This window comes from Acinetobacter johnsonii ANC 3681 (assembly GCF_000368805.1).
In the GTDB taxonomy this organism is placed as follows: domain Bacteria; phylum Pseudomonadota; class Gammaproteobacteria; order Pseudomonadales; family Moraxellaceae; genus Acinetobacter; species Acinetobacter johnsonii.
Map to the genome: position 1 here is coordinate 245297 of NZ_KB849703.1, position 14361 is coordinate 259657.

A 14361-nucleotide genomic window follows, 5' to 3' on the forward strand; every position below is an offset into this window, starting at 1 on the left:
TGAATAGAAAAAAGGACGCTTAAAGCGTCCTTTTTTTAGTTTGTGGCTCTGACTAAATTTAAGAAATGTAAATGACGCTCATATTGGTCAATAATATCTTGCAAGAGATCATCTAAAGTCCAATCCATCACATCATAATTCTGTCCACCTTCTCTTAAGAAAACTTCAGCTTGATAAAACTGCTGTTCTTCAAGTCGATCTGCCATAAAACTGGGTGGCTGGGTTTCACGGGCAACCACCTGATAGATGAAGTTAATTTCATTATGGTGATCTACACGTAACTGCAAGCCATGCTCAATCGGTTGAATGGTCACGTCTAGCTGACGGCGCTGAAATTCCTTTTGTACCGCTGAAAATGCATGTTGTACCTGCTGGCCAATGAACTCTTCGACCTCAGACTGGGTATGTGGATAATGCATAATCAGACCTAAACGCTGTTGCCAACTGCGTGGATTTTGAATCGCACGTGGCGTGATTCGCGCATCTTGTAGTGCACGCATTTTGGTGACATCCAAACGCAGTGCTTTCACTAAGCCCCAACAGACCAGTAACATAATCAAAGTAAAGGGCAAGGCACTCATAATTGTGGCCGATTGTAAGGCTGAAAGTCCGCCTGCCATCAGTAAGATTATCGACAGTAACGCAATCAAAATGGTCCAAAATAGCCTTTGCCATAAGGGTGAATTTTCTGTTTCTGCGGTTAAGTAATCAATGACCAATGAGCCTGAGTCGGCTGAAGTCACAAAGAATAGCACCACCAGAACGGTCGCAATCAGGCTCGATATTTGAGAGAAAGGTAAATGGGTCAAAAATTCAAACAGTGCGACGGATGAATCTTGTTGTACCGCTGAGATTAAAGAAGTGTGCCCATCTTGAATAATACTGAACAGCGCTGCATTCCCCATGAAGCCCATCCAAATCAGGGTAAAACCTGTTGGAATGAACAACACCCCGACAATGAACTCGCGAATAGTTCGACCTTTAGACACTCGGGCAATAAACATTCCAACAAAAGGCGACCACGAAATCCACCAGGCCCAATACATAATGGTCCAACCACCAATCCAACCATTGGGTTGGTAGGCATATAAGTTGAAGGTCATCGTGAACAGATTGGATACGTATTGCCCTGCATTTTGAATGCTGGTTTGTAAGATATAAATGGAAGAACTGGCAAAAAACACAAATAGCAGTAAAACCACTGCCAGCACCAAATTCAATTCAGATAGCCGTTTAATGCCTTTGTCCAAACCAAAACCGACTGAGAGCGAAGCTAAAAAAGTGACAAAAATGATTAGCCCGACCTGAATGCCAATACTTTGCTGAATGCCAAAAAGATAATTCAGTCCCGAATTAATTTGGGTCACCCCAAAACCAAGTGTGGTCGCAACCCCGAAAATGGTGCCTAAGGTTGCAAAGGTATCAACCGCATCTCCCGTTACACCATAGATTTTTTTGCCCACCAAAGGATATAAAGCGGAGCGAACCTTTAAAGGTAAATTATGTCGGAAAGAGAAATAAGCCAGTGACAAGCCCACAAGTGCATAAATGGCCCATGCATGTAATCCCCAGTGGAAAAAGGTGATCCGCATCGCTTGTTGTGCAGCATCTACGGTTTGCCCATCGCCCGTGGGCGGGTTGACATAGTGCATCACGGGTTCAGCAACACCGAAGAACATCAAACCAATCCCCATCCCTGCGGTAAACAGCATGGCGAACCAAGAACCACTGCTATATTCAGGCAGACTATGATCAGGGCCGAGTTTGATTTTCCCCATATCGGAGAGTGCAATAAAGATCAGTAAGATCAGAAATAACGCGACAGATAAAACGTAAAACCAGCTAAATGAGTCAATAATCCATTGATTTAAATGTTTAGTTAAAGCCTCAAAACCACTTGGGTCAAAAAGAATCAAGGCCAGAAAAAGCACCAGAATCACGACAGTGCTGAGAAATACATTCCGTTTGATGTTTGCAAACAGCGATGGCTTTATGGAAGGCATAATTCCCCCAGAAAATTATTTTTAGTACAAAGATATAACCAAAATGGTTAATTAGACGAGTCTAATAAAGAGTGAAGAATGAATAGCTTAAAATTTAACGATTCTGTTCCATCATAATTTATGTTTAAAAATAAGGCAGTGCGAATCCTGTAACAGTTTAATTCTCTTTATGATCATTGGGTCGATGCTGAATATACTGCAAGGCAATCAAGCGTGAGACGACTAAAGCCAAATACATCACCCCACAAAACATCTGTAACATCGCAATCATACGAGCCAGCGGTGTCAGTGGCATTAGATCGGACAAACCTGTCGCCGACTGCAAACTAAAGCTTAAAAATAATAAATCGAGCCATGACTGTGCACCCGCCACATTGGCATTTAAAAAGCTATTGGGTTCTAAAATCTGGCAAATGCTATATAAAAAGGCAAAACCCCATGCAATAAGCGTAAACACTGCCCCTGCAGCAAATAGCTCATCTTTGGTCAAATAACGATCTGCAAACATATAGCGCAGCAAGCCATAGGCCGCAATAAAATAGGCCATCGCCTCAAAGGCATGGCTAATCACCAACAGCATCGGATCTCGCGCACCCAGCAAAATCAGTAAGGAAAAGAACAATGCCCCACCAACAAAACTCAAGCCGAGGATGGTAAACACGGGAGTTTGACGAATGACCTTGGCAATGAGTAACAGGACCAAAACACCTAAGCCCCAAACCAATACACGTAAGGACAAGCTATGGCCGCTCAACAGCGCCAAAATCAGCATAATAAATTGCAACAGCAGTAACCATGCTGAAGGCAGTAGACGGAAGCCTTTCCAAAATTCGACAAATACTTGCATATGCAGCCTGTTATTTTTAAAGCCAAGTTTGATTGGTTCTTGTTCTCGCTTTTTAAACTTAGCATGAATAGCCACTGAAACCGATGCTTTTTATTCGTGTCAGTCGATTCATTTTGCCCAATAATTTGAGTACTGCTTGAGTACTGAATATCACAATCTAGGTCTTTCAGCATTCAAAGCCAACACAGTTAGGAGCGTCAACACCATAAAAAAAGCCCCAATGAATGGGGCTTTTTTTATTTCAGGTTCAGATTAGTGATCTGAAGCACCTGAGATACCAATACCTGTTTGTGAACGTACATACTGCGCATCAAATGCTTTACGTTCTGCTTGTGCACGTGCTGAGTTATCAGTCACAGAGAACAACCAGCAGCAGAAGAACGCCAATGGCATTGCAAAGATTGCTGGACCATTGAATGGGTTCACTGGGGTTTCAGAAATGCCCAATGTATCGACCCAAACGGCTTTAGATAAGATAATCAGTGTTACTGCAGTCACTAGACCAATCACACCACCAATCACCGCACCACGTGTGGTTAAACCTTTCCAGAACATTGACAGTACAAGCACTGGGAAGTTGGCACATGCTGCTACAGAGAATGCTAAACCGACCATGAAGGCAACGTTTTGTTTCTCGAACAGAATCCCTAAAATCATTGCAAAAATAGCAAGACCTAAAGTCGCGATTTTAGACATACGAAGTTCAGATTCAGGAGTCGTTTGACCTTTCTTGAACACGTTTGCATACAAGTCATGTGAGATTGCTGAAGCACCTGACAAGGTCAGACCTGCAACAACAGCAAGAATCGTTGCGAACGCCACTGCTGAAATGAAGCCCATGAACAAGTCACCGCCCAATGCATCAGACAAGTGAACCGCTGCCATGTTGTTACCACCAACAAGCTCTAGCTTGCCAGTTACTGCCATTTTCGCGACATCAAGGAACTGTGGATTGTTCGATACATAAAGGATCGCACCAAAACCAATGATGAAAGTTAAAAGGTAGAAGTAACCAATGAAACCCGTTGCTACAACCACTGATTTACGTGCTTCTTTAGCATCTTTAACGGTAAAGAAACGCATTAAGATGTGTGGTAGACCCGCTGTACCGAACATTAAAGCCAAACCTAAAGAAATGGCATCAATTGGGTTCGCTGCAAGTTTACCTGGACCCATGATATTGCCCGCTTCTGCTAAAGAAATGTCATGTACTTTAGAGAAAACTTGAATTGACTGGGTGAACATTTCAGAGAAGCTGAAGCCCACGCCTTTCATCACCATGAAAGCCATGAATGTCGCGCCAGACAAAAGCATTACAGCTTTAATAATCTGTACCCACGTCGTAGCCAACATCCCACCGAAGATCACGTAAGCCATCATCAGAAGACCAACAATCACCACCGCAATGTTGTAGTTCAAACCAAATAACAGTTTGATCAGCTGACCTGCACCCACCATCTGAGCAATCAGATAGAAAGCAACAACAACCAATGAACTTACTGCTGCAAGCGTACGTACTGGTTTTTCCGCTAAACGGAATGACACCACGTCAGATAAGTTGAACTTACCTAAGTTACGTAGACGTTCAGCCACCAAGAACAATACGATTGGCCAACCCACCATGAAACCCAATGAATACAGCAAGCCGTCGAAGCCTGAACTGAAAACCATTGCGGAAATACCCAAGAATGATGCTGCGGACATATAGTCACCCGCAATCGCTAAACCATTTTGGAAACCTGAGATCCCGCCACCTGCTGTGTAGAAGTCAGCAGTGTTGGTGGTTTGTTTTGCTGCCCATTTAGTGATGAGCAAAGTAAATCCGACAAAAATACCGAACATGATAATGGCATGCCAGTTTGTCGCTTGCTGTTGAGCCTCACCCAAATCTGGGCCTGCAACTGCTAGGCTCGAAGCCAACAGTGCTGTAGCAGCGACTGCAAGCGCTTTCAATGAATTCCATTTCATTAGTGCTGTCCTTTCTCTTGCGCAATGGCTTCGACTTCACGCATTGCTTCTTCATTTAATGCGTCGAGTTTGTTATTCGAGATATACGAATAAACACCACACAAAACAAAAGACAATACAATAATGCTTAGACCCAATGGCATGCCAATCGTGGTCACCCCACCACTGACTGAAGTCATTAAAAATTCTTTGTTGTAGCCGACCAACAACATGAAACCAACGTATACAACCAACATAATAGTTGTCAGTGTCCAGCTCAGTTTACTTTTACGACTAACCATTTCCTTGAATTTGGGATTTTGTAGAATCTGTTCTACTTGTCTCTCATCCATAACCATACTCCTGTCTGTATCCAACCGTAGATACAATTTTTTAATTCGAATTATTACATTTGCTAAAGTAGCAAGCTTCTGTATTGGTTGTAATTTAGACTTTGGTCTGTAAATTTTAAACAAGCTCAGCAGCCACTATCCGAGATGCGCTATGATGGCCAAGATGAAGGAAAAACTTTAGGTAAAATGAACAGCTGGCTCATTATCGGGGTATTGGCCCTCTATATCGTCTTACTCTTTATCTGCGCCTTTTTTGGTGAGAAACACGCCAGCCGCCTGAGCACGCGTGGGCGCATGCTATTGTTTAGTTTAACTTTAGGGGTCTACTGTTCGTCTTGGACCTTTTATGGCGCAACAGGTGCAGCAGTTCGTGAAGGCATTATCTTTCTGCCAATCTACCTTGGCCCACTACTCTTCGTCGCACTGGGCTATGACATTTGGCGTCGTTTAGGCCGCGTCCGTCAGCACCATGCTATTTCATCGATTGCCGATTTTGTTGCTGCACGCTATGGTAAAAGTGGGCCTTTGGCCTCGATGGTGACCATCCTTGCCGTCATTGCGATTATCCCTTACTTAGCCCTACAGCTACGTGCTATTGCACTTAGTGCTGCGGTGATTTTAGAGCCCACCGCAGGCAGTATCGCCTCGACCACCAACGGTGTACTGTTCCTCACTGGTATCTTGGCCATTTTAGCCATGATTTTCGGGACCAGACAGATTGCCAATACAGAACAACATGGCGGTCTGATGTTAGCGGTTGCCTTCGAATCTTTTGTCAAATTGTTCGCCTTGCTGTGTGTCGCAATCTTTTTTGTGTTTGCTGCACCCGAAAACATCCATCAAATATCTAAGGATGTCGCTGAAACGTTCCATCAAGTACAACTCATTGGTGTACCCGATACATTTTGGATTCAAACCTTGTTGGCTGGACTCGCGATCATTTGTTTACCGCGTCAGTTCCACGTCGCTGTGGTCGAATTGCGTGATGAAAAGCATATTCGTGGGGCACGGCGCTGGTTCGCAGTTTATTTAGTTTTAACCATCATTGCCATTATCCCGATTGCCAGTTGGGCGCTGCATGCAACGCCAGGTTACTTAGCGATTCCCGATGTAGCGGTTTTGTCTTTACCTTTAAGTTATGGCCAAGACTGGTTAACCTTATTGGCCTTTTTAGGTGGCTTTTCTGCCTCAACGGGTATGCTGTTGGTGTCTTCAGTGGCCCTGTCGATCATGCTCAGTAATGATTTGATCATGCCTGCCTTATGGCGTACCAATTTACTGTCCCGCCACGATAAGCGCTTACCCTTGGTACTTAAATTTACCCGTCGGGTCTGTATTTTAGCCGTCATGTTATTGGGCTTTTTGTTCTTCCATTTTTTCAATGACATTGACCAACTTTCGGTCTTTGGCTTGTTGGCCTTTAGTGCGGTGGCTCAGTTCTCACCTGCCCTCATAGGTGGTCTGTACTGGCGTGGCGGCAGTAAACAAGGCGTCTATGCAGGTTTATTGGCCGGTTTTGGTATGTGGGCCTACACCCTGTTGTTACCCACTGTACTGCGCAGTTTGCCTGCTGAATATTCACACTTTACCGAAAGCTTTCTCAATTTCGGGCCCATGGGCATTAACTGGTTACGCCCTGAAGCTCTGCTCGGTTTTGAATCCTTTGCCGCACTCACCCATGGGGTGGTGTGGGCACTGGGTCTGAATATTATTTTATACATTTGGATTTCTCGAATTTTCCGCCCCAGCGTGGCCGAACAAATTCAAGCAGAAAGCTTTTTCTATTATGAAACCAAGCCACTGCCAACCCAGAGCACGTCTACAGACATCAACTACATTCATCACGATGTTGCACGTTTAAAAGTTGGTGATTTAATTACCTTAGCCAAACGGATTACAGGCGATGGCGCAACCATGCGCGCTTTCCAACAGTTCTGTGCCCAGAACAATGTGGTGCTGAATGAAAACAGCAATGCCAACGGCATGTGGTGGCGTTTTACCGAACAATATTTGGCAGGCACTATTGGTGCTGCATCGGCACGTACCCTGCTCACCACCGCAATGGTCAACAATGGCCTCGCTTTGGGGCAAGTGGCAAACATTCTAGACCAAGCCTCACAGTGGCAACGTTTTAATCAAAACCTGATCATGACCATGATTGACCACATGACCCAAGGGGTGAGTGTGGTCGATGAAAATATGTGTTTGGTGGCGTGGAATAATCAATATTTAAAACTGTTTGATTATCCAAAAGATATTGTCTATGTCGGTTGTCCGATTTCCGATTTGATTCGGTATAACGCAGAGCGCGGCGAATGTGGCCCGGGTTCGGTCGAAGAACATGTACGGAAACGGATGCATTGGATGCAAGTCGGTAGCGCACACGAGTTTGAACGGATTCGTAAAGATGGCCGTGTCATTCAAATGCGCGGCAACCCAATTGAAGGCGGTGGATTCGTCACCACCTTTGCCGACATTACCGCCTTCCGTGAAAATGAAGCCATGCTGGAGGCGCGTGTCCAAGACCGAACTCAACAGCTAGCAGATGCATTGACTGAACAACAACTGGCGCGTGAACAAGCCGACAAAGCCAATATGTCGAAAAGCCGCTTTATTGCCGCGGCCAGTCATGACTTATTGCAACCGATGCATGCTGCACGTCTGTTCAGTACGGCTTTAGAACAAAGCGTACAAAGTGAAGAAGACCGTAAAACGCTACAACAGCTTGATCGTGCCTTACACGGTGCAGAAAGTATGTTGTCTGCCCTGTTGGATATTGCCCGTCTTGAAGGTGGCACCATTCAACCGAATCGCCAGGCTTATCCGCTGCATGATTTACTCAGCGACCTTGAATTGCAGTTTAAATCCATTGCCGCACAGCGCGGTATTCGTTTTAGCGTACATGATGCGCAATTCTGGATAGATACCGACCCACAATGGATTCGCCGTATTATTCAGAACTTTGTCAGTAATGCCCTACGCTACACTGCCAAAGGCAAAGTGGTGGTGGGTGTACTCCGCTCCACGGACAAGCCACGCCATATCCGGATTGGGGTGTGGGATACAGGACCCGGGATTGCAGAAGAACAACGGATTAAACTATTCCAAGAGTTTGAGCGCTGTGGCCATACCTCACCGTGGGGTGAGCAAGGGCTTGGCTTGGGTTTGGCCATCGTACAACGGATGACCAGCCTACTCGACTACCCAGTGCATGTCTATTCAGAGTATGGCAAAGGGTCATGCTTTATGATTGAAGTACCAATCATTGATCCACCAAAAGTCGTAGCAGCGCCTGTACAAGCGGTACCACTCAAAACCAAAGCCTATAAGATTTTGTGTTTGGACAATGACGAAACCATTTTAGAAGGGATGTCAACTTTACTCACCAAATGGGGCTATCAAGTGTTTAAGGCAACCGAGCCTGAGCAAGCTTTTGAGATGATTCAGCAAGAAAACATTCAGGTCTGGTTGGTCGATCAGCACTTAAATCATGACAAAATTGGCTTGGACTTTATTTTGGCCAATCGCCAAGAAAATGTCCCCGTCGCTTTGATTACCGCTGACTCAGATCCTGAACTGCCACAACGAGTCAAAGATATGAATATCGTACTGTTGAAAAAACCGTTAAAACCAGCCTCTTTACGAGCATGGTTATCGGGTTTAAAAATTTCAAATCCTGAATAAATTCACTACATTCGCTCACAAAACCCAAGTCATCTGACTTGGGTTTTGTCTTTTTTAGGCCCTGTATATATGGCAAACTGACTAAAGTTTTAACGGTTTCGACCAAAGTGCTCATTTCCAGCTCTTTGAAGCCCAATAATATTGACTAAAAATTACACATCCATTTTTACTATGGCAAAATACACCACTTACATTAGTGAACACTTGTATACTTAGTTACAATTTTTCAAGTATTTGTTTTATTTAAACTAAATATGCATAAAAACACAAACTACGACTTTAGTCGCATTCATCTCCACAGGGGATTGGCAGATAACTAGGACTAAGAAAAGATCAGTTTTTCTACCTATATACCTCTTCCTTCGCTAAAGAAACTGATCATCCTTCTCTTGGAGTTTTATGATGAACATTTCTAAAGCAATGCCACATGGCTCAGATCAATCACAACAATTTTTGCGCCAGTATAGTGCCAATGCCTTTTTACCCAGTATTGACTGGGTCGAACTCTTTAAACAAAGTAGACTCAACGAGACTCATGTTCAGGCCTTAGATACGCTGTATCACACCGCTATTCCCCTCGCATTACAAGTGTTTGAACAACTCGACTTTGATGTGTTTCGCCCCGCGGCTTACCAACCGCAAGGTTTAGGTCTATTTGAAAAACTTCAGCAACAAGAAGACCCGTTCTTGCTGGCATTGGAAGCCGAATCCAGCGGACTCAGTGAAGATGTGCGCCATCAAATTTGGAGCATGCTCCTTCGCGGCGGTGCAGTTTTGGTGTTTAAAGCATGGCTCGGTAAAGTCAAAACCGATCAGGATCAACTCGACACCACCCAGTTTGACCAATTGTCGGATCTGCTCTTTATTAAAACACCACCGCAAGTCTTGGCGGATCGCTTAAGTATTGATGCGCAAGGAACACAAGACCATATTTTCCTCATGTATGACAACGAAATCTACTTAGACCGTTTCAACAGCTTGGAAACGGCGGCTTTATTTGTCGATCTTGGCGTGTATGATGCGGCCTTTTTAAGTCTGCGTGATGACCGTGTTGCCGCTTATTTGAAACAACAGGGCTATGTCTCTGAAGAGCAAATTGATGACTTACAATGTGCTTTAAATCCTTTATTTTGTACCGATGTCACCAGCAAACAAAACTGCTTGGCTTAAACTCAAAACCGAAAAAAAGCGCTGATCATTCAGCGCTTTTTTTAATTCAATAGATCAGCTTACATTCGTTTTTCTTCAATATTTAAAGCATTGATCGCGAGGACCGCTTGAGTTCGGTTTTGTACCCCGAGCTTACGGAAAATCGCAGTCACGTGCGCTTTAATCGTCGCTTCTGAAACATCGAGTTCATAGGCAATCTGCTTATTCAGCAAACCTTCTGCCACCATCATCAAAACACGGAACTGCTGCGGCGTTAAGGATTGAATTCGCTCAGCCAGTGCAGTTTCATCGGCAGCACGTGGATCAAAGTTCATGTTAGCAGGTAAATTTGGCGGCAACCAAATTTCACCATCTAAGACTTCGCGAATTGCTTCACCAATATGACTTGGATGTGCCGACTTTGGAATATACCCCATCGCACCATGCGCAATTGAACGCTGAATGATTGAAGTCTCTTCATGTGCTGAAACGACAATAATCGGTAATGATGGATACTGGGCACGAACGTGTACCAATGCAGAAAAACCTGAAGCACCTGGTAAGTTTAAGTCCAATAGCACCAAATCAGGTTCAGGACCTTTTTCAAGGCGTTCATAAAACTCGTTTACTGCGGCTGTTTCATGAATTTGAGCTTGCGGTAAGCTATAACGAACAGCTTGGATTAACGCATGGCGAAACAGCGGATGGTCATCAACGATTAATATATTCATAAGCAACGAGAGATTTCGAGTGCACTAGTCTTGACTATTCTAACCATACAAGTGCCGATAAGGATATGCAAAGTCTAACTTTTTTTCACTTTATCACGCTTTATTCAGAAAAATAGCCTCAATTCCAAGTCGATCTTGAAATATAAATAACTAATCACATTTTGATATAAAATTTATCAGCACATCGAAAAAGGTTATTTAATTTAAATATATATAAAAAATACAACCATTTAATAAAAATTTAGATCGTCTTTTTCAACCTCAACAGATATATCTTAAAATCAGATAACTTAACGCTATTTCTTTATTTTACAGACCAAATGCAGATATTAGATAAATAAGCCCATTCCGAGATACAACACTTTAGGGCTTTTCTTATGTCTACTTTACTGCAAAAACCACTCAATATTGTCGCTGTGTCAGGTGGTTTAAATACCCCGTCTAAAACTGAGGCATTAGTACAAGAAATATTAAATGAACTGGGCAATGCAACCCCAATCAATGTACATTTCATTAAATTCAGCGAAATTGGCCATTTACTCGGTGGCGCGATTTACCGCAACCAACTGCCACAACGTGTGCAAGATGACCTAGCCGCGGTCGAAGCTGCCGATGCTTTGATTGTTGGAACACCAGTTTACCGTGCTTCATTTACTGGTTTGTTTAAACACTTTTTCGACTTTGTTGAACAAACGGCGCTGGTCGATGTACCGGTACTACTTGCAGCCTCAGGCGGCAGTGAACGTCATGCCCTGGTACTGGAGCACCAACTTCGCCCACTATTCAGTTTCTTCCAAGCACAAACTTTACCGATTGGGGTCTATGCCACAGACAAAGACTTTACCCCAGCGTATACCATCCAAAGTGAATTATTACGAGATCGCATCACCCTTGCTGTGGCCCGCGCTTTACCCATCCTAGAATGGGCACCTGCCAAAGGTCAACGTGCAGAAGTGGTTAAAGAAAAGACCCAACTTGCCAATCAGAACTTGGGTATCAACACTCAAATCGAACAAGACGATGTGCTGCCTTCAGCCGCGGTCCCGAATTTAGATGCAGCCGAGTCCCGCTTGCATCAGAAAAAAGCCAAACCACAGGTCGCTTAACGCAGAAAAGCATTGAGAGGGTTTTCACATGTCACAACAAAATAAAAATATCACGTTTGCTTATTGGGTTCCCAATGTCAGCGGTGGCTTAGTGGTGAGTAATATTGAGCAGCGCACAGACTGGAGTTATGACTATAACGTTCGTTTAGCGCAGGCTGCGGAAAAAAATGGCTTTGACTATGCTCTAACTCAGATTCGTTTTACTGCGGGTTATAACGCAGAAAACCAACATGAGTCGGTCAGTTTTAGTCACGGTATCTTAGCTAAAACCAGCAAACTCAAAGTCATTGCCGCTATTTTACCTGGCCCGTGGAAACCCGTGCTTGCCGCAAAACAGCTTGCAACCATCGACCACTTAACCCAAGGACGTATTGCGATTAATGTGGTCAGTGGTTGGTTCCGTGGCGAATTTGATGCTATTGGTGAAGTATGGCCTGAACATGACCAACGCTATGCCCGCTCGGAAGAGTTTATTCGTGCATTAAAAGGCGTTTGGACCCAAGACAACTATAGTTTCAATGGAAAGTACTACCAGTTCAAAGACTACACCTTGTCACCCAAACCTGTGCAAAAGCCGCATATTGAAATTTTCCAAGGCGGCAGTTCACGCGCTGCACGGGATATGGCTGCACGGGTTTCAGACTGGTATTTCACCAATGGCAACACCCCTGAGGAGCTCAAAAAACAGATTGATGATATTCGTGCAAAAGCCCAACAGAATGGCCATCAGGTCAAAATTGGAGTGAATGCTTTCATTATTGCCCGAGATACCGAGGAAGAAGCGAAAACGGTTCTGCAAGAAATTATTGATAAAGCCAATATTCAAGCGGTACATGCCTTTGGCGATGCCACCCGTGAAGCGGGTGCAGCAACACTTGAAGGTGAAGGCAATTGGGCCGAATCGACCTTTGAAGATTTGGTTCAATACAATGATGGCTTTAAAACCAATTTGATTGGCACACCACGCCAAATTGCCGAACGTATTGTGGAATTAAAAGCCGTTGGTGTGGATTTAATCCTTTCAGGTTTTTTACATTTTATCGAAGAGGTTGAATACTTCGGTGCCAAAGTGTTGCCATTGGTTCGTGAGTTGGAAGCTCAGCAGCAATCCGTTGAGACTGCCAAATCTGCTTAGCTCGGTAAGCAGCAGACACGAACTAAAAAATAATAATGATAGGTGACTCTATTCTTCCCTCAAGGCTCGGCTTGAGGGTTTTTTTATTGGTGTATAATCCACACAAAGTAAAAAATAACCACTTGATATGAACTACAGCCAACTCTCTAAATTCATTAATCTCTCTTTGGCCTTTTTATGGGGCTATCAAGGTCTAATTCCTAAAATCCTTTTTATCAATCCCGATGAGATTGCCATTTGGCAAACTTTTGGGCTTTCCTACACACAGGCCCAACTAGCAGGTCAGGGCTCAGGTGTGCTTGAGTGTGTTTTTGCTTTATTGTTCCTCTTTAATTCCAGTAAATATCTGCATTACCTCAGTATCTTTAGCTTAGTGTTTTTATTTGCACTGGTCGCTTTTCTGATCCCAGACAGTCTCATTCGTGCTTTTAATCCTGTGGTCATGAACCTTGCAATGATCAGTCTATCCATTTGTTATTGCATGCTTCACAACCAAGAAGCGACGTCCTTTAATTCACAAAGTAAAGGCTCCATATGAATTCAAAATCAGGTTGCATCATCATTACAGGCAGTTCTAAAGGTATCGGCTTGGGTTTAGCTCAAGCCTTCTTAGAACAACAACAAGCCGTCGTGATTTCTGGGCGAAATAGCACAGATTTGCAGCGCACCCTGCAACAGCTACGGCATCGCTTTCCTGCTGCGCTGATTCATGCCGTCACTTGTGATGTCACGCAGATTCATGAACTACAAAAGCTTTGGGATGAAGCCATTCAACAATTTGGTGCTGTTCAGATTTGGATTAATAATGCAGGCAGTTGTACAGCGACACTAGATTTTAAAGATCTCGCAGCAGCAGACATACAGACTGTGGTTCAAACCAATATTCTCGGCAGTATGTTCGGCTCACAAGTGGCCTTAAACGGCATGCTGGCACAAGGCTATGGTCAAATTTTCAATATGGAAGGTTGGGGTACTCGAGGCGAATGGAGTGCAGGCATGACCGCCTATGCCACCACCAAACGTGCCGTAGGGTACTTTAGTCAAGCCCTGTTTAAAGAAACCAAACAGACCAATATTCAAGTCGGTACGCTCAGTCCCGGAATGGTGGCAACCGACCTACTGGTATCCTCATGGCAAAATGGCAATGTTCAGCACTGGAACAAAATGAAACGGCTTTTTTTGTTTATTATTGACCCACCTGAAGTGGTCTGTCACTATTTGGCCCAACGTATTTTAGAGAATAAACGTCGCCATACTCGCATCGTATGGATGACGCCCTTACGTCTGTTGCTCCGATTTTTGCGGCCCTATTATTGGCGTCGAAATCCAATCAAAGGTACAGTTTTAGCACATCTCAACTCAAAATAATGCCACATCAAGTTGTAGATCATTTACATTAAACATAA

Annotated in this window: 11 protein-coding genes; 6 read left to right on the top strand and 5 right to left on the bottom strand. The window is 43.9% G+C overall.

All coding sequences use genetic code 11. The annotated features are described in order from the left end of the window. Positions 1–35 precede the first annotated feature (35 nt). From F946_RS01500 to F946_RS01515, 4 genes are all read right to left on the bottom strand, one after another. Positions 36–2003: a BCCT family transporter gene (locus F946_RS01500; RefSeq protein WP_004978219.1), complete on the bottom strand. Its 1968-nt coding sequence runs from the start codon at positions 2001–2003 to the stop codon at positions 36–38. 157 nt (positions 2004–2160) lie between these two features. Beyond that, positions 2161–2850, bottom strand: a complete 690-nt coding sequence (locus F946_RS01505; protein ID WP_004978220.1) for an ion channel — start codon at positions 2848–2850, stop codon at positions 2161–2163. Positions 2851–3102: 252 nt separating this feature from the next. Further along, complete coding sequence (locus F946_RS01510) at positions 3103–4818, bottom strand: cation acetate symporter (protein WP_004978222.1); 1716 nt, start codon at positions 4816–4818, stop codon at positions 3103–3105. Further along, positions 4818–5150, bottom strand: coding sequence for a DUF485 domain-containing protein (locus tag F946_RS01515; protein WP_004691685.1), 333 nt, complete (start codon positions 5148–5150; stop codon positions 4818–4820). Before F946_RS01515 ends, F946_RS01510 begins: the two co-directional genes overlap by 1 nt. A 186-nt stretch (positions 5151–5336) precedes the next feature. Here F946_RS01515 and F946_RS01520 point away from each other — a divergent pair, with 186 nt between their 5' ends. Together F946_RS01520 and F946_RS01525 are read left to right on the top strand one after the other, a co-directional pair. Continuing rightward, the gene (locus F946_RS01520) at positions 5337–8834 is read left to right on the top strand and encodes a hybrid sensor histidine kinase/response regulator (RefSeq protein WP_035326295.1); all 3498 of its coding nucleotides are present in this window, start codon (positions 5337–5339) and stop codon (positions 8832–8834) included. Between the two features lie 402 nt (positions 8835–9236). Then, on the top strand, positions 9237–10004 hold the full coding sequence (locus F946_RS01525; protein ID WP_004978226.1) for a hypothetical protein: 768 nt from the start codon (positions 9237–9239) through the stop codon (positions 10002–10004). A gap of 59 nt (positions 10005–10063) precedes the next feature. On the opposite strand, the gene F946_RS01530 is transcribed toward F946_RS01525, so the two are convergent. Continuing rightward, the gene (locus F946_RS01530) at positions 10064–10714 is read right to left on the bottom strand and encodes a response regulator (RefSeq protein WP_004691689.1); all 651 of its coding nucleotides are present in this window, start codon (positions 10712–10714) and stop codon (positions 10064–10066) included. A gap of 377 nt (positions 10715–11091) precedes the next feature. On the opposite strand from F946_RS01530, the gene msuE reads away from it, so the two are divergent. From msuE to F946_RS01550, 4 genes are all read left to right on the top strand, one after another. Further along, a complete protein-coding gene (gene msuE / locus F946_RS01535; RefSeq protein WP_004978229.1) occupies positions 11092–11820 on the top strand; it encodes an FMN reductase in 729 nt (242 codons plus the stop codon). 28 nt (positions 11821–11848) lie between these two features. Beyond that, the gene (sfnG, locus tag F946_RS01540) at positions 11849–12955 is read left to right on the top strand and encodes a dimethylsulfone monooxygenase SfnG (RefSeq protein ID WP_004978231.1); all 1107 of its coding nucleotides are present in this window, start codon (positions 11849–11851) and stop codon (positions 12953–12955) included. Between the two features lie 127 nt (positions 12956–13082). After that, positions 13083–13493 (top strand): DoxX-like family protein, encoded by a 411-nt coding sequence (locus F946_RS01545; RefSeq protein WP_004978232.1) that lies wholly within the window; start codon positions 13083–13085, stop codon positions 13491–13493. Next, the gene (locus F946_RS01550) at positions 13490–14323 is read left to right on the top strand and encodes an SDR family NAD(P)-dependent oxidoreductase (protein ID WP_004978234.1); all 834 of its coding nucleotides are present in this window, start codon (positions 13490–13492) and stop codon (positions 14321–14323) included. Before F946_RS01545 ends, F946_RS01550 begins: the two co-directional genes overlap by 4 nt. Positions 14324–14361 lie beyond the last annotated feature (38 nt).

What these genes read in the sequence shown, in the direction of transcription:
- F946_RS01500 (WP_004978219.1), bottom strand. Translation starts at nt 2,003, where the DNA reads ATGCCTTCCATAAAGCCATCGCTGTTTGCAAACATCAAACGGAATGTA.
- F946_RS01505 (WP_004978220.1), bottom strand. Translation starts at nt 2,850, where the DNA reads ATGCAAGTATTTGTCGAATTTTGGAAAGGCTTCCGTCTACTGCCTTCA.
- F946_RS01510 (WP_004978222.1), bottom strand. Translation starts at nt 4,818, where the DNA reads ATGAAATGGAATTCATTGAAAGCGCTTGCAGTCGCTGCTACAGCACTG.
- F946_RS01515 (WP_004691685.1), bottom strand. Translation starts at nt 5,150, where the DNA reads ATGGATGAGAGACAAGTAGAACAGATTCTACAAAATCCCAAATTCAAG.
- F946_RS01520 (WP_035326295.1), top strand. Translation starts at nt 5,337, where the DNA reads ATGAACAGCTGGCTCATTATCGGGGTATTGGCCCTCTATATCGTCTTA.
- F946_RS01525 (WP_004978226.1), top strand. Translation starts at nt 9,237, where the DNA reads ATGAACATTTCTAAAGCAATGCCACATGGCTCAGATCAATCACAACAA.
- F946_RS01530 (WP_004691689.1), bottom strand. Translation starts at nt 10,714, where the DNA reads ATGAATATATTAATCGTTGATGACCATCCGCTGTTTCGCCATGCGTTA.
- msuE (WP_004978229.1), top strand. Translation starts at nt 11,092, where the DNA reads ATGTCTACTTTACTGCAAAAACCACTCAATATTGTCGCTGTGTCAGGT.
- sfnG (WP_004978231.1), top strand. Translation starts at nt 11,849, where the DNA reads ATGTCACAACAAAATAAAAATATCACGTTTGCTTATTGGGTTCCCAAT.
- F946_RS01545 (WP_004978232.1), top strand. Translation starts at nt 13,083, where the DNA reads ATGAACTACAGCCAACTCTCTAAATTCATTAATCTCTCTTTGGCCTTT.
- F946_RS01550 (WP_004978234.1), top strand. Translation starts at nt 13,490, where the DNA reads ATGAATTCAAAATCAGGTTGCATCATCATTACAGGCAGTTCTAAAGGT.